Annotated in this window: 15 protein-coding genes and 1 pseudogene; 9 read left to right on the top strand and 7 right to left on the bottom strand. The window is 40.8% G+C overall.

Going from position 1 to position 19033, the window contains the following annotated elements:
* Nucleotides 1-15: 15 nt before the first annotated feature.
* Entirely contained in the window at nucleotides 16-2583 is a 2568-nt protein-coding gene (locus V7K36_RS21795) for a TonB-dependent siderophore receptor (protein ID WP_335119175.1), read from the top strand.
* A gap of 62 nt (nucleotides 2584-2645) precedes the next feature.
* Here the strand turns inward: V7K36_RS21795 and V7K36_RS21790 are convergent, their stop codons facing one another.
* Nucleotides 2646-2987 (bottom strand): hypothetical protein, encoded by a 342-nt coding sequence (locus tag V7K36_RS21790; protein WP_335119173.1) that lies wholly within the window; start codon nucleotides 2985-2987, stop codon nucleotides 2646-2648.
* A gap of 10 nt (nucleotides 2988-2997) precedes the next feature.
* Here V7K36_RS21790 and V7K36_RS21785 point away from each other — a divergent pair.
* Nucleotides 2998-3704, top strand: a pseudogene (locus V7K36_RS21785) (DUF4915 domain-containing protein).
* On the opposite strand, the gene V7K36_RS21780 reads toward V7K36_RS21785, so the two are convergent.
* A complete protein-coding gene (locus V7K36_RS21780; RefSeq protein WP_335119172.1) occupies nucleotides 3669-4217 on the bottom strand; it encodes a phosphate-starvation-inducible PsiE family protein in 549 nt (182 codons plus the stop codon). The pseudogene V7K36_RS21785 and the gene V7K36_RS21780 overlap by 36 nt on opposite strands.
* An 89-nt stretch (nucleotides 4218-4306) precedes the next feature.
* Nucleotides 4307-5230, bottom strand: coding sequence for a tetratricopeptide repeat protein (locus V7K36_RS21775; RefSeq protein WP_335119170.1), 924 nt, complete (start codon nucleotides 5228-5230; stop codon nucleotides 4307-4309).
* Nucleotides 5231-5497: 267 nt separating this feature from the next.
* Between V7K36_RS21775 and V7K36_RS21770 the strand changes: the two genes are divergently transcribed.
* Nucleotides 5498-7546 (top strand): elongation factor G, encoded by a 2049-nt coding sequence (locus tag V7K36_RS21770; protein WP_335119168.1) that lies wholly within the window; start codon nucleotides 5498-5500, stop codon nucleotides 7544-7546.
* A 101-nt stretch (nucleotides 7547-7647) separates the two neighbouring features.
* Here V7K36_RS21770 and V7K36_RS21765 read toward each other — a convergent pair whose 3' ends face one another.
* The 3 genes from V7K36_RS21765 to V7K36_RS21755 all read right to left on the bottom strand — a co-directional run bounded on the left by V7K36_RS21765 (nucleotide 7648) and on the right by V7K36_RS21755 (nucleotide 9344).
* Nucleotides 7648-7905, bottom strand: coding sequence for a hypothetical protein (locus tag V7K36_RS21765; RefSeq protein ID WP_335119166.1), 258 nt, complete (start codon nucleotides 7903-7905; stop codon nucleotides 7648-7650).
* A gap of 267 nt (nucleotides 7906-8172) precedes the next feature.
* Entirely contained in the window at nucleotides 8173-8964 is a 792-nt protein-coding gene (locus V7K36_RS21760) for a hypothetical protein (RefSeq protein ID WP_335119164.1), read from the bottom strand.
* Nucleotides 8961-9344, bottom strand: coding sequence for a mCpol domain-containing protein (locus V7K36_RS21755; RefSeq protein ID WP_335119162.1), 384 nt, complete (start codon nucleotides 9342-9344; stop codon nucleotides 8961-8963). Before V7K36_RS21755 ends, V7K36_RS21760 begins: the two co-directional genes overlap by 4 nt.
* A 111-nt stretch (nucleotides 9345-9455) precedes the next feature.
* On the opposite strand from V7K36_RS21755, the gene V7K36_RS21750 reads away from it, so the two are divergent.
* Both V7K36_RS21750 and V7K36_RS21745 read left to right on the top strand, forming a co-directional pair.
* On the top strand, nucleotides 9456-10106 hold the full coding sequence (locus V7K36_RS21750; protein ID WP_335119161.1) for a Uma2 family endonuclease: 651 nt from the start codon (nucleotides 9456-9458) through the stop codon (nucleotides 10104-10106).
* Between the two features lie 459 nt (nucleotides 10107-10565).
* Complete coding sequence (locus V7K36_RS21745; protein ID WP_335119159.1) at nucleotides 10566-11441, top strand: prohibitin family protein; 876 nt, start codon at nucleotides 10566-10568, stop codon at nucleotides 11439-11441.
* A gap of 150 nt (nucleotides 11442-11591) precedes the next feature.
* On the opposite strand, the gene V7K36_RS21740 is transcribed toward V7K36_RS21745, so the two are convergent.
* On the bottom strand, nucleotides 11592-13769 hold the full coding sequence (locus V7K36_RS21740) for a GumC family protein (RefSeq protein WP_335119157.1): 2178 nt from the start codon (nucleotides 13767-13769) through the stop codon (nucleotides 11592-11594).
* A 1123-nt stretch (nucleotides 13770-14892) separates the two neighbouring features.
* Here V7K36_RS21740 and V7K36_RS21735 point away from each other — a divergent pair.
* The 4 genes from V7K36_RS21735 to V7K36_RS21720 all read left to right on the top strand — a co-directional run bounded on the left by V7K36_RS21735 (nucleotide 14893) and on the right by V7K36_RS21720 (nucleotide 18999).
* Nucleotides 14893-16254: a glycosyltransferase family 4 protein gene (locus V7K36_RS21735; RefSeq protein WP_335119155.1), complete on the top strand. Its 1362-nt coding sequence runs from the start codon at nucleotides 14893-14895 to the stop codon at nucleotides 16252-16254.
* A 127-nt stretch (nucleotides 16255-16381) separates the two neighbouring features.
* A complete protein-coding gene (locus V7K36_RS21730; protein WP_335119153.1) occupies nucleotides 16382-16810 on the top strand; it encodes a hypothetical protein in 429 nt (142 codons plus the stop codon).
* Nucleotides 16811-16859: 49 nt separating this feature from the next.
* On the top strand, nucleotides 16860-17702 hold the full coding sequence (locus tag V7K36_RS21725) for an ABC transporter permease (protein WP_335119151.1): 843 nt from the start codon (nucleotides 16860-16862) through the stop codon (nucleotides 17700-17702).
* Between the two features lie 337 nt (nucleotides 17703-18039).
* A complete protein-coding gene (locus V7K36_RS21720; RefSeq protein WP_335119148.1) occupies nucleotides 18040-18999 on the top strand; it encodes a GDP-mannose 4,6-dehydratase in 960 nt (319 codons plus the stop codon).
* The last annotated feature ends 34 nt before the right edge of the window (nucleotides 19000-19033 follow it).

Below are 19033 nucleotides of genomic sequence, written 5' to 3'. Positions count from 1 at the left end.
TGTTTTTTTCTTGCTGTGGTCATACAACCAACTCAGGCAAAGGAAGTAACTGAAATTTCTCCTGTACAGGAACTAAACCGTTCCGCAAGAACAGTCAAAGAATGGTTAGCTCAGATAGAACAACAGAACCCTCCTGACCAAGGGGGGAAACAGGCGAGTGAAGTTGTACAAGTTACCTCAGTGAAAGCAAATCCCACCGATAAAGGTGTGGAGGTGATTTTACAAACTTCCATTGGGCAAAAATTGCAAGTAGTGAATCGCAGTTCGGGCGATAACTTTATTGCTGATATTCCCAGTGCTCAATTGCGTTTACCCAACGGTGACGCTTTTACATTTCGCTCTACTAAACCAATTGCAGGTGTTAGCGAGATAACGGTAACGAACTTTGATGCTCAGACTATCCGGGTGAGTGTGACAGGTGAGGCGGGTGTACCCATTGTTGAGTTGTTTGACAGTCCGGATGAGGGTATTATCTTCTCTGTGGCTAGTTCTGCATCTTCTGCACAACAGCCGCAGCAACAACCTCAAACGCAACGAACGCCGCAAGAGCAGCCAGAAACTCAGACACAGCCTAGTCTTCCATCAGCAGAGAGTGATGAACCGATTGAACTGGTAGTGACGGGCGAACAAGATGGATACACTGTGCCAGAAGCATCAACTGCAACTTTAACTGATACACCTTTACGTGATATTCCTCAATCGATTCAGGTGGTTCCCCAACAGGTAATCAAGGATCAGGGAATCACGCGGATTGTGGATGCGGTTCGCAATGTATCTGGTACTCAGATAGGAGGAGGCTATGGCAATCTTTTCGGTGAAGTCAGGATTCGCGGTTTTTCCGCCGGTAGCTTAGTAGATGGGTTTACTGGTTTACTTCCTGCTAATGGTGCCAACATTGAACAGGTGGAAGTGCTCAAAGGCCCAGCTTCAGTGCTGTATGGAGATGGAGATCCGGGTGGTCTGGTAAATTATGTGACGAAAAAACCTTTAGACACCCCCTATTATTCTGCTACTTTTACGGCTGGCAGCTACGATTACTACAATCCTGCAATCGATCTGTCTGGACCACTGACGACCGATAAAAAGTTACTGTATCGTTTGAATGTTTCCTATGAAAATTCTGGCAGCTATCGGGATTACATTGAAAACGATATATTATATATCTCTCCGGTTCTCTCCTACAAGATTAGTGATGCCACAACCCTAGACTTCGCCTATGAATATCTGAATTCTAAACAAGGGTTCGACCGAGGCTTTAAACCAGAAGCAATCTTTTTAACGTTGCCCAGAAATCGGAATTTAGCTCAACCGGATGATTTTTCCAATAGTGAAAGCCATCGTGTCGCGCTAACACTCAATCAGCAGTTTGGTGAAAATTGGCGGCTGAAAAGCAGATTTTCCGCACAATTTGATCAAGGTGGTGAAAAAGTTACCCAAACCGGCGCTGATCTTTTAGAGGATGGTCGAACATTGATACGAGGGCAGTTTGGTGATGGTCAGAATTATTCACAAAGTTATGCTCTGCAAACCAACTTGATTGGTAAATTCAACACGGGTGCGATCGCCCATCAACTGCTGTTAGGTGTGGACTGGTCCCGGAGTCGTGGATATACCAACAACAGTTATAGTCTTGGTGATGGTGATTTCCCTTCGATAGATATTTTTGAGCCAAATTATAACGTTCCACTTCCGCCACTTTCATATAGCCGGTCTAATAGCGCAAGTAACGGCATAGGAATTTACCTGCAAGACCAGGTAACATTATTGCCCAATCTGAAGTTGGTTCTAGGCGGGAGATATGACAATTTTGACACAAGCAGTGAAGATTTCAGTAACCCTGACGAACCGCAAAATTCTAGTGCTAACTCTCATGCCTTTTCACCGCGTGTGGGCATCGTTTATCAACCAATCGAACCGATTTCGCTGTACGCCAGCTACAATCGCTCTTTTATATCCAACTTAGGGACTCTAAAAGCAGGCCGGATACAAATAGAGCCTTCGCGCGGTACACAGTACGAAGTCGGCATCAGAGCTGAACTTTTAGACAAGCGGCTTTCAGTAAACCTTGCAGCCTATGACATTGCTAAAACAAATATCCCCACTACAGACCCTAACAACGACCAATACTCAATTGCAATTGGAGAAGTGAAAAGTCGAGGAATTGAACTGGATGTAGCCGGGGAAATTTTACCGGGTTGGAAGGTGATTGCCTCTAGTTTTCTCAATGATGCCTATGTTAGCAAAGGTTATGCCGGACTTCCCGAAGGTCGCCATCTGACAAATGCACCATATCAAGGCGCGAGTTTCTGGACAACTTATGAATTTCAAAAGGGTAACTTGCAAGGATTACAGTTTGGTGCGGGGTTGTTTTTTAAAGGCGATCGCACTGCCAACATCGATGATCCGTTTATCCTTCCCTCTTATGTCACAACCGATGCCTTAATCGGTTACAAACGCGATAATTGGCAGGCTGCGCTCAACTTTAAGAACATCTTCAATGTCAAATATTACGAATCAAACGACTATCTTACCTTCCCCCAAGCACCATTTACCTTACAGGGCACAATTTCAGTGAGCTTTTGATCCCCCGTAACCCAGGGCAAACGCATCTTATTTACTAATAAAAACACAAAAGCCGAGAAACTTTAGCGTTGAACTGAAGCTTGTTTTGGCGGGGTTCCGTTCCAAGAGAAAGTAGGTTTGCTTTCGCAATAACTCCATCTGGCTTCCCAAGGCATGGGAAAATTAGGAACCTGAAAGCGGATCGAAAATCGTCCCCAGGTGTTGCTCAACTTACCAGAACCATCTTCTCGTGACGTATCACATTTGATATTCGATTTACCAACCCAATAGCCATGATAAATTCCACGATTGCTTGTTATTCCAGCCAGCCCTTCAATGAAGATAGTTCCAGATGGATAAGTCCAGATAGCACTTTTGCCGCGTTCGCTTTGATAAACCACTCTGCCGTAGTCACTATTCCACACTTCATCTGCGATTGCTACCCCAGAACGGATTTATCTCAGTTCTAGATCCCAACTCTGGCAGTTAGACAATGTGCTGACTCCAGGACAACTTTATGATGGTTATGACAAGCTTTATATTCCCCGGATTGCTTATACTACTGGGGATTTAGATATTCATGATTTGGTGGTGGAAGCTGATAACGATCGCTTTGCCAACGCCAGAGGCGATCACATTCTGTTTATCAGTACTATATTAAATTGTGTGGCGACAGTGAGCGATCGCCATAGTTGCATTCCTTTATGGAAACCGAAGTTTATTTCTAGCTTGGTAAATGAGGATCGCTGTCACCTCAATGGTTTGGCGATGGTAGCCGGAAAGCCTCGCTATGTTACTCTTTGTGGTCAATCTGATGTGGTGGATGGTTGGCGGGACAAGCGACAAGGCGGGGGTTGTATTATTGATATTCAATCTGATCAGGTGATTGCCACAGGTTTATCCATGCCCCAAGATTTTATCAGGGTAAGTTGTGGTTGCTGAATGCTGGCACTGGGGAATTTGGCTATATCGATTCCGATGGACAATTTCAGGCTGTTATATCATGTCCGCCAGATTACCCCCTTCGATTTCCAATAAGGGAGAAAATTCTACCTCATCTCCCCATTGCCTACTCCCCACTCCCTACTCTCCATTTTCATAACAATTTATCCAAGCGGTTGATTCTCATCACATTGACGTGAATACTGTAATTCCAACTCATTTTGCCGTTCCCTACCTCCTTTATACGCAGCCGGACAAAACTTAGTGTTAGCGCTCATACAATCCATGTGTGGCGTCTTAGCACACACCACAAGTAGTCCACCCAGAACAAACAACAAACCACAAATTGCCAGCGTATTAACCCAATAAATTTCCAGCGCTCCGTGAACTACTATCTCTCGCAGTAGAGATACAATTGTTACCTCAACTGCCACTCCCACAGAGATACTATGTTCTTGCAAATAGACCATTAATAGTCGGAATAACTCGACTAAAATCAACACAAATAGTATTTTTGCAGTCACATGTTGATAGTCTAGTGGCTGCGTGAGGACAATAGCTATTCCCCACAATTGGATCAGCATGACGGCGAATAAACCTAAACACAAAACAATCACAATTAAGTCTTGAAAGGCTTCCATGTTGCGAACAATTGAGTGCCGATCAAGCCAGCGATCGCTAAATAAAAATCGACTTTTCTGGCGCTTTTGCATGTACATTTTATTCCAATCGTGACTAGTTCAGACAACACCAGCGAGTCAACCCAATAGTTTTATTTTATGCAATATTAAGCTTTTGCGCCTCAGCGAGGTTGGTAATTTAAATTTTGTGCTTGTTGCAACAATTGCTCGGCATTTTTCGCCCACTGGGGATTCCCCTGAGCTTTGTATAAATCTCTAGCAAATTGCAATACTTGTACTGCATTTCCATATTGCTGTAGCTGCATAAAAACTAACCCTGCACCATAATAAGCGTTGGGATAGTTAGAGTTAGCTTGGGCTGATTTTCTAAAAGCCTCTAACGACTCCTCTAATTTGTGTTGAATAAACCAAATTGAACCGAGATTATAGTAAGCTTCTGGATACTTCGGATTAATTTTTACTGCCTTACGAAAGGCATCTTTTGCTTGATCAACTTTACCTTGTTGGAGATAACACATCCCCAGATGATAAGGAGGTTCTGGTGCATTTTTGCTATATTCTATGGCTTTTTTAAAAGATGCGATCGCTCGCTCACAATCTCGTTGCTGCTCTCGTACCAATCCAAAATTATAGTGGGCAAATCCTAGTTTGGGATCAAGTTCTAGGGCGCGTTGCAAATAATCGTTAGCTAACTGTAAATTATTACCTTCTAACAACGCACCACCTAAATTAGCAAAAGCTGGAGCAAATTTAGGATCGGCTTGGGTTGCTCGATAAAATGCGTCGGCAGAGGGTTGTAATTTTCCCATTTGTCGGTAGGCTAGCCCTAGATTATAGTGCGCTGGTGCCAATGTCGGATCTAACTTGGCTGCTTGTTTAAAGGCTGCGATCGCATCTTGGACTTTTCCCGCCTGAATTGCCTGTAAACCTTGATTTAACCAGTCTATGGCAGTTTTAGCATGAGATTGTGCCAGCTTTGAGGCCACAGGAGGAAATAGAGAAAGAGAGGGCGAGGAAATACTCACAACCAACAAAGTCAAACTTACTAACCCTGCTATGCGATATTTAGAGAATGATAATCCCATTGATTTTTTGACTCGCAATACTTTCAGTTAAATTTACTTCATAAGGACTTTTTTACAAAAATTTTTAATTTGCCATGAAAGTTTGTGATACTTAACTTTTCTTAAGCTAAATTTTACGACAGGCTACAATTTTTTTAACTTTCGATTAAAAGAAGGATAATAACAAATTAAAGAAGGGGTAATTTTGACTCCAGAGAACCATTTTTTTATCCCTGACATATACAGCAGAATAATGCGGTTATAAAAGACTTACCGCAAGGGGGTTTTATGAACGAAAAAGTAAAATCGGGTTCGCGGAATGTTGCAATTGTCGGGCCTTATTTAAGTGGAAAAACCACTTTACTAGAAAGCTTGTTATTTGTCACAGGGACAATTTCCCGCAAAGGGAGTGTTAAGGACAGCAATACAGTGGGAGATAGTGCTGCCGAGTCGCGCGATCGCCAGATGAGTGTAGAAGTCAGCGCCGCTAACACCGAGTATAACGACATTCGCTTCACTTTTATTGACTGTCCGGGAAGTGTAGAATTTGCCCAAGAAACGTACAATGCTTTAATCGGAGTAGATGCGGCAATTGTAGTTTGCGAACCCATACGCGAGCGAGTCCTTACCCTCGCCCCTCTATTTAAATTCCTAGACGATTGGGAAATTCCCCACCTCATCTTTGTCAACAAAATGGATCGGGCAAATATTCACGTTTTGGAAACGTTGCACGCCCTGAAAGCAGTATCTAGCCGTCCTTTGGTAGCGCATCAATATCCCATCATGAACGGGGAACAACTCACCGGCTTTATTGATATGGTGAGTGAACAGGCATATCAATATCATCCAGGCGCACCTGCGGACCCCATTCCCTTCCCGGAAAGTTTAAAAGAAGAAGAACATACAGCACGGGCAGAAATGCTCGAAGCCCTAGCAAATTTTGATGACCACTTACTCGAAGAACTTTTAGAAGACATTGAGCCATCCCAAGAGGAAATCCTCAAAGATTTAAAAATGGAATTAGGGGCAGATTTAGTAGTGCCCGTTTTCTTTGGTGTAGCAGAACAAGATTATGGTGTTAGACCTCTATTAGAAGCCTTGTTACGGGAAGCCCCCGAACCAGAAACCACAGCAGAACGTCGTTTAAAAAACTTAAAAGGTGATACACCTCTAGCGCAGGTATTAAAAACTTACTACACTCCCCAAGGTGGCAAGCTCTCTCTCGTGCGTGTTTGGCGGGGCAAATTAACTGATGGTATTGTCCTCAATGGCATTCGCACTGGGGGAATTTACCGCCTGATGGGACAACAACAGCAGTTCGTTAACCAAGTTAGTGCTGGTGAAATTGTTGCATTGAGCCGTTTAGAAGGAGTCAAAACAGGCGATACAATCTCTATAGAACAGCAGTCGGCGATGGAATTACCCAAAGCTGCACAGTTGGAACCAGTTTATGCTCTGGCCATTACACCAGAAAAGCGTAACGATGAAGTTAAACTCAGCAGTGCCATCACCAAGTTGTTAGAAGAAGATTCCTCACTTGCTTGGGAACAACACGGCGATACTCACGAAGTTATCCTGTGGGGTCAAGGCGAAATTCATTTGCAAGTCACCCTAGACAGACTGCGCCGCAAATATAACTTGCCAATGACAACGCACTCGCCGCAAGTGCCTTACAAAGAAACTATCCGCAAAACGGTGGCTTCAGTTCATGGGCGCTACAAGCACCAAAGCGGTGGTCACGGACAGTTTGGTGATGTTTTTCTCGAAATTAAGCCTTTACCACGCGGTACAGGCTTTGACTTTAATGAAACTATTGTCGGGGGCGTGGTTCCCAAACAGTACATTTCTGGGGTGGAAATGGGCGTGCGGGAATTTCTGACACATGGACCTTTGGGCTTCCCAATAGTGGATTTGGCGGTAACTCTGACTAATGGTTCCTATCACAACGTTGATAGTTCCGAACAAGCCTTTAAGCAAGCTGCCCGATTGGCAATGCAAACGGGGATACCCCAAGCGGAACCTACCCTATTAGAACCAATTCTGCGGGTGGATGTTACCACACCTAGCGAATTTACCTCCAAAGTGCTGCAACTGTTGAGTGGTAGACGGGGGCAAATTTTAGGCTATGAAGGTAGAAATGATTGGCAAGGCTGGGATAATGTCTCTGCATACTTGCCACAAGCAGAGATGCAAAACTTTATTGTAGAGCTGCGATCGCTCACTCTTGGCGTTGGTTCTTTCCACTGGGAATATGACCATCTTCAGGAAGTGCCGGAAAAGCTTGCTGAACGTGTCATTCACAGCAACAGTAATGGTGCTAACGGCAACGGCAAGTAATTTTGGATTAATGTAAAGTTGCGATCGCTTCAAGGCTCAGATTCCCGACTTCTTTAATAAGTCGGGGATCTATTTCAATCTATAAAAGGATTTGTAAAACTCTACCGTTCATAGAGGTCTTCACGCTGCCAATCCCGACCTCCAAGTTGAGCAGATCGAGTTTTGATTTGGTTAATAAATTCTCTTTCGGCTTCCCACATTGCAAGGTTGGTTTGAGGCGCAGTTATTTTACCAAGATGGAGGTCAATAGCTTGGCGAATAATTTTTGCTTCACTTACACCCGCCTGTTGGGCGATCGCTTTTAGCAGATGCTCTTGACGTGGTTCAATATAAATCTCCTTGCAAATTTTGCTCGACACAATTTAAATTTTACATAATGTATACATTACATTATACATTGTTTTTTAGTGAGATTGCGATCGCTCACTCTCGGCGTTGGTTCCTTCCACTGGAAGTATGACCATCTTCAAGAAGTACCGGAGAAATTTGCTTAACGCTTCATTCCAAGTAATGGTAATGGTGTTAACAGCAACAGCAAGTAATTTTGGATTTTGGATTTTAGATTAATCTAGAATCAATTAAATTTTAGATGTATGGACACTTCTTATGGTTTATGGGTGTCCTTTTTAATTGGCACGTATAGGGAAGTAAATTAGGACAAATGAAATAATTCCTAGTGCAGTTCCAACAGTACTTATGGCTTGTATAATCATGCTGTTATTACCTAGTAGAAAAGTTGCTATAAGTGTTAGGGTTATAAATACAGCCGTACCGATTATTGAAATCAATAAAGGAGTTGTCCGAATTAAAATAGCTTTAGCACTTTCTTTAAAGATGGGTGTTTCAACTAAATTTAAGTGTCTATATTGCTTACTTTCTTCTAAATTATGAATAAGTATTTTCCAGGGTTTGCTAAAATCTGGTATTATTAAGAATTCAAAAGTGCAAAGTTCACTAACGTTTTCAAGCAAGCAACATGCAAGTATATCTCCTATATAAACTTTAGTTACTGAGGTAACGTCAAAAATTATGTTTTTTCCAAATTTCTTATGTAATGAAGATATGTATTTTCTTAAGTCCAGATAATTAATTCTCTCGATGCTCCATTTAATGTTGTCTGTTAAACAAGGAATATATTGTGCTTTTAATCTGGCTAGTTCACTTGAACTATAATCAGTATCTAGAGCAAATAATGTATCCTTTTGATTGCCAGTATAATATTTGTAAAAACCTAATGAAAGATTATTTATTAAATCATAAACGTTGGCGCTTAGTAAGTTAAGCTGAACTTTCTCTGTTTTAGAATCTTCAATTTGAACAAATACAATACGATTTGTACCTCTTAAAATACAATGTACAATCGGATTAAGATACTGATCTGGTCTATCAGAAGTTACAAAAATATATAGAGATTTCAATCTATTCCTCCAGATGTAATCACACGCCCTTTACCTGAAACCTTCGCTTTTCTGAGACAAATCAATGCTTCAACAGAATTTCTTCCCACGCCAAATGAAATAGTCTTTCCAGTAGCTTTGAGAAATAAATCTGAATAAATAATCAAATAGTCTGTAATATTTTTTTCTGCTGACACAACAAAACATATATCGTCACCAGCTACATAAATCAGGGAGGCTTCTATTTCATCTTGAACAAGCTCTGCTATATCAGCAATAGCTGTTTTTACTTGATAAGAAAATTGGCTAGCTTCTTCAAGATTTCCTAAGAGTAAATAAAGTTCAATAGTATCACCTATATTATCTCCGTCACCTATACAAACTAGTAAATTATTAGACACAATCAATATACATAAATCTATTTATACTATATTTTATCCCTATCTTAGTAGCGCTACGATAATTTAATACTGGCTTTTGCAAGCTTCAACATGAAATTTCAATAGTAAGTAATGGTAACACTTCAATTGCGACAATTAAGTGTTCCGCCAGGACATAGAGTAATACTGCACGATGTTAGCTGGCAAGAATTTGAGGCGATTTTAGAAGAACTTGGCGACCATCGAGCGACTCGATTGGCTTATAGCCAGGGAACTTTGGAGATGAGAATGCCATTACCAAAGCATGAGAAAGCCAAAGTCATCATTGGGGATTTGGTGAAAATTCTGCTGAAGGAGTTAGAGATTGACTGTGAAACATTTGGCTCAACCATCTTTAAACGTGAAGATATGGCTTTCGGTCTTGAGCCTAATGACTCTTTCTACATTCAAAATCATGCTCAAATGATTGGTAAAGAGCGAATAGACTTGACGGTTGATCCGCCACCCGACTTAGCAATTAAAGTTTATGTTACTTCCAAAACTCAACTGAATGCTTACGAAGCACTAGGAGTTCCTGAACTGTGGCGATATGAAGATGGCAAGCTACAAATTAATATTCTTCAGGATGGTAAATACATTGAGTCTGAAATTAGTTCTACTTTTCCCAACTTGTCCATTGTTGAAGTAATTCCCCGGTTTGTCGAACAGAGCCGAACTTTAGGTAGAAGTCCAACGCTGAGAGCATTTCGTCAATGGGTGAGAAAGCAAATCAACCCAACTTAATGTAATCCTTATTCTTTAAACAACTCATATTCCTAAGCTGTATCAACTTCTCCAAAGAGCAGAACTACTTCATTCACATTTATATGGTGTATACATTAGGTTATACATTATTTTTTAGTGAGATTGCGATCGCTCACTCTCTTCGTTCATCTCTGACATATCTTTCATATTTTGCATATTAGCTTTTTAGGTTTCTAGCTTCATGCGCTCCCGGTTTAACTTGTCTTTGGAAGCATTTACAGCTGTTTAAGCCTGCTTGACCATCTCCTGTAACTTGTATGAAATGGTATTAGTTTCATCAAAGCGTTTGGGAATTATGTGATTAAGCTAAAAAACATCTAATTTGCATAATCGAATGAAACATAACTCTTGTGGGGTAAGCATCTTGCCCGCCCTAGTTGTGCAAATTAAATGCGCCACAGCTTAAGTATATTCGTTTTAACCACACAGAAAAAACTCATGGGCCTTATAGTCTCTCTTCTAAGTAGCGTCATTGCAATTCTCGTTTATCTCAATACAGGTAGGATATCTGGTGAAAGATCACGTTTAGCAATACGCACAATTACGACATTGATTGGTAGTATTGCAGTACTGAATTCTATTTCTAGGCTTTTGGTGATTGTCCCACCAGGTAATGTCGGTGTCGTCAACTTGTTTGGTGAGGTTTCCGAAACTGCTCTTAATCCTGGTGTTCACTTGCTTAATCCCTTTAGCAAGGTGCTGAATTTTTCCACTCGCCTTAAGGATGTAAAGGAAAATGTAGATGCAACATCCCAAGAAGGTTTGAGCCTAAATCTTGATGTCAGTCTTCAGTACAAGCTCGATCCGCAGAAGGCAGCTACAGTATATAAAACAATTGGAACTGATGAAACACAACTGGTGATTTCCAGATTCCGCTCTACTGTCCGTGCCATCACAGTAAACTACCCAGCCAGTGCTATTTACTCTACTAAACGCCAAGAAATCGCCCAAAAAATTGACCAACAACTCACCCAGGAGATACCGACTTTGGGTTTTATTGTTGAGGAAGCTCTTTTACGAAACATCAAAATGCCTGATACTCTACAAGCTGCAATTCAAAACAAACTTAAGACAGACCAAGAAAATCAGCAGATGAAATTTGTTTTGGAGAAAGAGCGTCAAGAGGCAGAACGAAAGCGTATTGAAGCGCGAGGTATAGCTGATTACCAAAAAATTATCTCTGATGGCCTTACCAACCAAGTGCTACAATTACGAGCGATTGAAGCCACAGAAAAGCTAGCTCAATCTAATAATTCTAAGCTTGTAATTATTGGTTCTGAAAAAGGCGGAGTGCCTATTCTGATCCAGCCATAAACAGGAACCTCAAAGCCCTAAAATTTTCTTGTCAGGTCAATGGCCTGGCGAATAATCTTTGCTTCACTTAAACCCGACTGTTAGGCGATCGCCTTTAGCAGATGTTCTTGATGTAGTTCAATATTTTGAACATTTCTTTCTATTTATTTACTAATAATAATAATAACTATTGTTGGTATTTTTCTGAGCATTACCAACTATGCCTAATATATTCAACCGAGAAATTTTCAGGTTATCTAAAGCTGCTTTTAGCATTGAGGAATTTGTTTTTTGAATCCTGGCTACTATCAAAAGCCCATCAGTGTGGGGTACTATCAGGCTAGCATCGGCTAATCCCACCAAAGGAGGGACATCATAAATCACTAGGTCAAAACTGTTATGTAAATCTGCCATTAGTTGCTTCATTTTTTGAGATGAGAGCAACTTTGTCGGATCGGGTGGTATTGGTCCAGAGGTGATTACAGATAATTGGTTCATGGAAGGTAGTTGTCGTATTATTTCTCCCAATGGCAAGTTTGTAGAAATTAAATTGCTTAATCCCCATAGATTATTTAAACCTGATAGCTCGTGAATTGTGGGTTTACGAAGATCAGCATCTACAAGTAGAACTCGTTGCCCCATTGTTGTAGCTATTTGAGCTAGATGGAGGGCAACCGTAGACTTACCATCACCACTCATAGCTGAACTAATAACTATGGAGCGAATCGGGCGATCGGAACTGAGTAGTTGAATATTGGTATAAAGTACCCGTAGGGCTTCTAAAAAGTTGGTAGAAGAGTCACCATACTTTTTATCTGGTAAAACAGCCAATCCAGCAATTCCCTGAGAAGAAGAATTTTGGATATTTGCTAAGGAAGTTTTTTGATTAAAAGTGCGGTTTTTCTTAGTTTGAACTTGCTTTTCAAAAGGAATATTTCCTAACAATGGTTGTTTGAGCTTTTTTTTCAGTTCATCAACAGTATGGTAGGTATTATCTAGCTTTTCTACAAGTAAGGCAACACCAATTGCTGCGAGGATGCTTGCAACGAATCCTAGTATAAAATTGCGTTGAGTAGAAAAAGGATCAACAGGAATATCTAGGGTAGTTGGTCTTTGAAGTAATTGCCAGCCAATATCCGATTGGGATATTTCAATTTGGAGATTTTCGTGGGTTGATAGAAACCGATTTAAACTTTCAGTAGCAATTTGTAATTTGCGCTGTAATTCAGTGTACTGTCGGATTAAAATTGGCAGTTGGCTGCGTCGTTGTGCAAATTTTTGTTCTATTTTGGCAAGTTCTTGGCTTTGTACTTCTAAGGTTTGAAACTGTGTCGCGACTTCGGCAAACTCTACACTCAATAAGCGCTCTGACTCTTGACGTAGCAAAGGTAAAAGACTAGCTCGTTTCTCTTTCAATGTTTGGATGCTGGGATTCTCTTCTTGCAAACGAGTTGATTCTGTAGCAATCTGAACATCAAATAGGCGTATTTGAGCAATCAACTGTTGATATAAAGGAGCATTATTCAGTATTGTCGTTGCTCCATTTTTTCCTTGTAGGATACCAAAATTAGCACGAACTTGGGCTAACTGTAGATCAATTACTTGTTTTTGTCGAGAGAATTCAACAGTTTGTAAAGCAATTTGGCTGACTTGGCTTTCTGGGTCATTAAAATTGTACTTTTGTCGAAAAAGTTGCAATTCTTTTTGAATCTGATCGACCCGATTTTGGATAAATGGCAGTTGCTTTTCAACAAACTGAAGCCCCTGACGTAACTTGGTTTGCCTCCTTAATTGACTATAATCTAAGTAATTATCTGCTATTCGCTCTAGTACAACTTGAGTCTGCTTTGGATTGCTACTTTGATAACGAACTTCTATAATCTTGGTTTCTTGCAATCGATTAATCTTCAGAGATTCCAGAAGAGAATAATAGTTGATTTCTGGATAGGAGGCTTGCAACTGGTTAAGAGTGCTTTTCATCAGTTCAGGACTCTTAAGAACCTGAATTTGGCTTTCATAATCTAGACTAGACTTCTGTGAGTTCAAGTCTTTGACAACATCCACAACTTTGGGATCATCATTTACAGGTTCTACCAACAGTTGAAAACTGCCTTCATATTCTGGGGGCTTCTCGTTTACCACTAAGTTAATCACTACAAGTGTCATCAAAGCAATCGTTACACTTGTCATGAGTAGCGATCGCCGCCGTAAAATACTTATAAATTCTTGAAAGTTCCATTCCTCTTCTTGTTCTTCAGCCCAGCGAACAGGTTGATTTTGAGAAAATGGAGGCACAGAGTTATTACTGCGATTAGAACTTGAATTTTGAGAAGGATAATTCTCTATCATGTGTTTAATAGTTGCTAATGCACTGAACGGGAGCAGTAAAAAGGCTTTTGAAGCTTTCAGTTAGGTTTTTTAAGTTTAGGTAACAATAGATACTACATATAATATTTATTTGATATTCTCTTTAATGAAAGCTCTCTATTTTTATTGAGCGTAGCACGTAATAAACTAAGTAAAAACTATAACTTACAGTACTTACCTAGTATTTGCTTGCTCAAAGTATAACAATAGAACTCAAGTATTGACAAAAAATACTAGATATCCAATACGAGTTTAAGGTATTAAAACTTGATTTTTCAACGCTTTTTCAGCAATAACAGGGTTGGGCTATGCCTCGGCGACTTATCAAAGGATGATTAAGAAAAGCCTGAAATGCCCTATTTTCGTTAAAATAGTATATAGATACCAATCAATTTATACAGTGCGTAAGTAATAAAAATATTTATTTTATAAAAAATTTGCTAGTCTCTCTTTCGTAATATAAAGTTTTGATGAGGTTTTGGTCTTCAGAATTGAAACATGATAAGGTGGGGCGTAACAGATGTTACACGTAAAAAATAAAACTCAATGATGATATCTTTAAATTCCTTAAGGATGTTTGAACAGTGAGTTTTGTATCATTATTTTTCTAGTTTAGGTAGCTTTTCGTAGAAAAGCCTTGCCACAGGGTGCGTAGTGTTCCAAGAAGAATTCAAAAGTCAGGAGTCAGAATGAAGACGCTCGCGGACACGAGAAAGCGTAGCGCTATCAGTGGAGGATTCAAACCCGCACTTCGATCCTTCGACAAGCTCAGTGCAGGCAAAAGTATTACAGTCAGCAGTTCAACAAAGCTCACTGTAATACCTGTCGAACTGGTCAGTGACCACCACTTTATTGTTGACCACTAAATATATATGCATATTTAGTGGGGGTCTTAAACCCCTTTATTCAGAAGCTTGCGGACTGGGCTTTGTTCTGGTAATTGATGCCTTTATTCTTTCTTGGTAAAGCATCTCAGTCCTAAAGAGAAATTAGGCTTTTTGCTTTAACTCGTTCCGCTTAGGGAAACTTTAATACATAGCTTGAATCTTTCAAACATTGAGAGAAGAAACAAGCCTTTTTCTACTCTAGACTAGGAACAGAACTGATGAGACTTAATGAACTTAATCAATGGATTAATCAACAATTATTGCCATCGATTTCTACTGAGTTAGATGCAAGGAATAAACCTTCTGTAAAAACTCAAAAATCAATTAAATTATCTGTGCTGACCCAATTTTTCCCCCCAGATTATGCTGCTACAGGGCAGTTGATTGAAGAACTAGTGAAACAGTTAGGGAAGCAAGGGGTAGAGGTTGAAGTCTTTACAAGTCAGCCAGGATATGCGTTTAGCTCTCATCGGGCCCCAGCAGTTGAATGGGCTGACCAAATCAGAATTCAGCGATCGCGCACTGCCCAAATTTGGACGGCAAGAATTCGTGGTAAAGCTGTTAATGGGGTACTATATACTTTACGCGCTATGCTCTATCTACTCAAAGCTTGGCGTCGCAAGAATATATTACTAATAACTACAGCTCCCCCATTTTTGCCAGTTATCGGATATCTGGGTTATTTATTGTTCCGATTGCCCTATGTGTGTGTACTCTACGATCTATACCCTGATATTGCGATCGCACTAGGCATAATTTCCAAGCGTCACTGGCTAGTACGCTTGTGGCATGGGATCAACAAACAGGTTTGGCTAAAAGCCAAGGGGATTATAGTACTTAGTCCGGTGATGAAACAACAGGTATTAGCGCATTGTCCCGAAATAGCTGATAAGATTTCTATAATTCACAGTTGGGCTAACCCAGAAGCGATCGTCCCGATTGCCAAACGAGAAAACTGGTTTGCTTGGAAGTATAACTTAGTTAACAAATTTACCGTACTCTATTCTGGCAATATGGGTCGCTGCCATGACATCGACACCATGTTAGAAGCTGCAAAGCAACTACAAGACGAGCCAATTCAGTTTGTCTGCATTGGTGGTGGTGCCAAACGCGAAGAATTAATCACGGAAGTAAATCGGTTAGGGCTGAACAATTTTACGTTTTTACCCTATCAAGAGCAGCAAGTGTTACCCTATTCTTTAACAGCTTGCGATCTATCATTAGTGAGTGTGGATGCAACTACAGAGGGTTTAGTTGTTCCCTGCAAATTTTATTCAGCTTTAGCCTCTGAGCGGCCAATAGCAGTAATTTGCTCACAGACTTCATATCTCAGAGAACTAATGGCTGAAGCCAACTGTGGTGGAACATTTGACAATGGAGATGGTCAAGGTCTAGCGCAATTTATTCGCTTTCTGAATCGAGATCCACAAATAGGAGAGCAGATGGGCAAAGCAGGTCGCCAGTATTTGCGATCGTCGCACTTTACACCAAAAGTTATCTCTCAACAATACTTACATATTTTGGAGCAGGCACTATTGTCTGATGAGATAATAGCCATATCTCAAAGCGATGTAAAGTAAGTATATTGGAATTAATTGCATATTTTCCTACTATTTTTTTAGGAGTTGGGCTTCGATGGTCTTATTGATCTCAGTCCCTCCAACATACCTTCCTTGCTCATAGTTTTTGTCTATACAGGAGGTGAAATTGCAGAAAAGGTGTGACCGAAATCGGAGACGTTCCCAGCGACGGGCTATTTATTGTCTCATTCATAGCTGCTATATCGATAGCGTCAGTCAGAAATATAAAATGTTTGCTGACCAAGCAGGTCAATTACAGCAACGAGGGATGAGTCGGCGGAATGCATTGATGTTAGTAGCTAACCAAACCGCAGTGCCTATAGAAGGAGAATGGTTAGAAGCTTTTTGGTGTGAAGAGTGTCAGCAAACAACTTGGTATCATATTCACAAGTGTGGCGATCGCAGTTATGAAATTTTGGTAGCACCACAAGAACTATGGCAGCAAGTAAGCGGAGTGATTGATGCTCTGGGGAACCCTTCTGTTGGGGAGTTTACGCGCAAGAGTGCCAGACATGTTGGTTATCAAGGTCTTAAAGGTTTCCAGTTTGTGAGTTAAGTGTTATTAGTGCCATTTTGTTAAATATATTAATCTTCAATCAATAATTATGAGTGATCCAAAAATTGTCTCTCAACAGGAGTTAGTGATTGAAGCTGGACGCACAGACCAGCAGTATTGGAAAGACATATGGCGATATAGAGAATTATTCTATTTTCTTGCTTGGCGTGATATTTTGGTGCGGTATAAGCAAACTGCGATCGGTATTGCTTGGGCACTGATTCGTCCGTTTTTGACTATGGTAGTTTTTACAATTGTGTTTGGACAATTGGCAAAGTTGCCTTCCCAGGGTGTGCCTTATCCAATTCTAGTCTTTTCAGCGATGTTGCCTTGGCAATTCTTCGCCAACTCACTCTCGGAGTGCAGCAATAGTTTGATTGGCAATGCTAACTTAATCTCAAAGGTATATTTTCCCCGCTTGATTATACCGACAAGTGCAGTAGTAGTAAGCTTTGTAGACTTCCTGATTTCGGGGATGATTTTATTGGGGTTAATGGCTTGGTATAACTTTGTCCCCAGTTGGCGAATTCTGACACTACCACTGTTTATTACTATTGCTTTTGCTGCTTCAATGGGGGCAGGATTATGGTTTGCTTCTCTAAATGTCAAGTATCGAGATTTTCGTTACATTGTGCCGTTTATTGTGCAGTTTGGTTTGTATATCTCGCCAGTGGGATTTAGCAGCAGTGTTGTTCCAGAAAAATGGCGTTTGTTATACTCTCTGAACCCTATAGTAGGAGTAATTGATGGTTTCCGTTGGGCGATTTTAGGGGGTGAGTCAAAGTTATATCTTCCTGGTTTTTTGCTGTCTTTGGGATTAGTAATTTTGTTATTTATCAGTGGAATTTGGTATTTTCGTAAGGTGGAACGGACGTTTGCAGATGTGATATAAAGTTATAGCGAATCCTTAAGCAACTGAGGTACAGCTTAACCTCACCCCGATAAAGCTTATTCTTTATCTCCCCTCTCCTTAGTAAGGAGAGGGATTGGGCGTGAGGTTTTAAAATGTACTTCACTAGACCTCTTGCAAAAGTCCCAAACACCCCAGCCTTAATCCCCTCTCGAAGAGCGGGGAACTCGGGGTCCCCTCTGGGGATTAGGGGCAGGGAGACAAAGCGTAGCTTTGGCGGGGTGGGGTTCTTATTTTTGATTTATGCAAGAAGTCTACTCTTATTGGGAAACGCTATATATTCGCCCAATAGTTTTAAAACATCCTCTAATATAAGTTGATGAAGAAAGCTCTCATTTGTGGAATATCGGGTCAGGATGGAGCTTACCTGGCCCAGTTACTTCTTAATCAAGGCTATAGCGTCTGTGGTAGTTCGCGAGATGCCCAGATTTCCTCTTTCCGAAATTTGGTTTACTTAGCTATCCGTGACCAGGTAAAGTTAGAGTCAATGGCTCTGAATGACTTTCGGAGTGTATTGCAAGTGCTGACAAAAATCCAGCCAGATGAAATCTACAATTTGGCAGGGCAAAGTTCAGTTGGTTTGTCTTTTGAGCAACCAGTAGAAACTTTAGAAAGTATCACTACTGGGACTCTAAATTTATTAGAAGCTATTCGCTTTTTGGGTGTGCCAATCAAACTGTATAACGCTGGTTCTAGTGAATGTTTTGGGGATACTGGCGAAACTGCGGCTGATGAAACAACACCATTCCGCCCCAGAAGCCCCTATGCTGTGGCTAAAGCTGCTGCTTTTTGGGAAGTTGCTAACTACCGGGAAGCTTATGGTTTGTTTGCCTGTTCTGGGATTCTATTTAATCATGAATCTCCCTTACGACCAGAAAGATTTGTGACTCAAAAGATTGTTGCGGCTGCTTGTCGCATTGCTCAAGGTAGCACTGAGCAGCTTTATTTGGGAAATATGCAGATTCAGCGTGACTGGGGTTGGGCACCGGAATATGTGGAGGCGATGTATTTGATGCTGCAACAGGAACAGCCGGATGATTATGTAATTGCTACGGGAGAGAGCAGTTCATTAGAGGAATTTGTAGCAGCAGCATTTGCATCTGTGAATTTAGATTGGTGTCACCATGTTGTGATAGATAATAGCTTGCTGCGACCTACAGATTTGGCAGTGGGTAGAGGTAATCCAGTTAAGGCGAAGAACAAGCTGGGATGGCAGGCGAAATACAAGATGAAGCAGGTGGTGCAAATGATGGTGGAGGCTAAACTAGCGCAATCGTAAATCATTCGTAAATGCCAAGAAAGGTTTTTTAATA

The sequence above is a fragment of the Nostoc sp. genome (assembly GCF_036919555.1).
GTDB lineage: Bacteria > Cyanobacteriota > Cyanobacteriia > Cyanobacteriales > Nostocaceae > Nostoc.
This window is presented reverse-complemented; position numbering and strand designations above follow the sequence as displayed.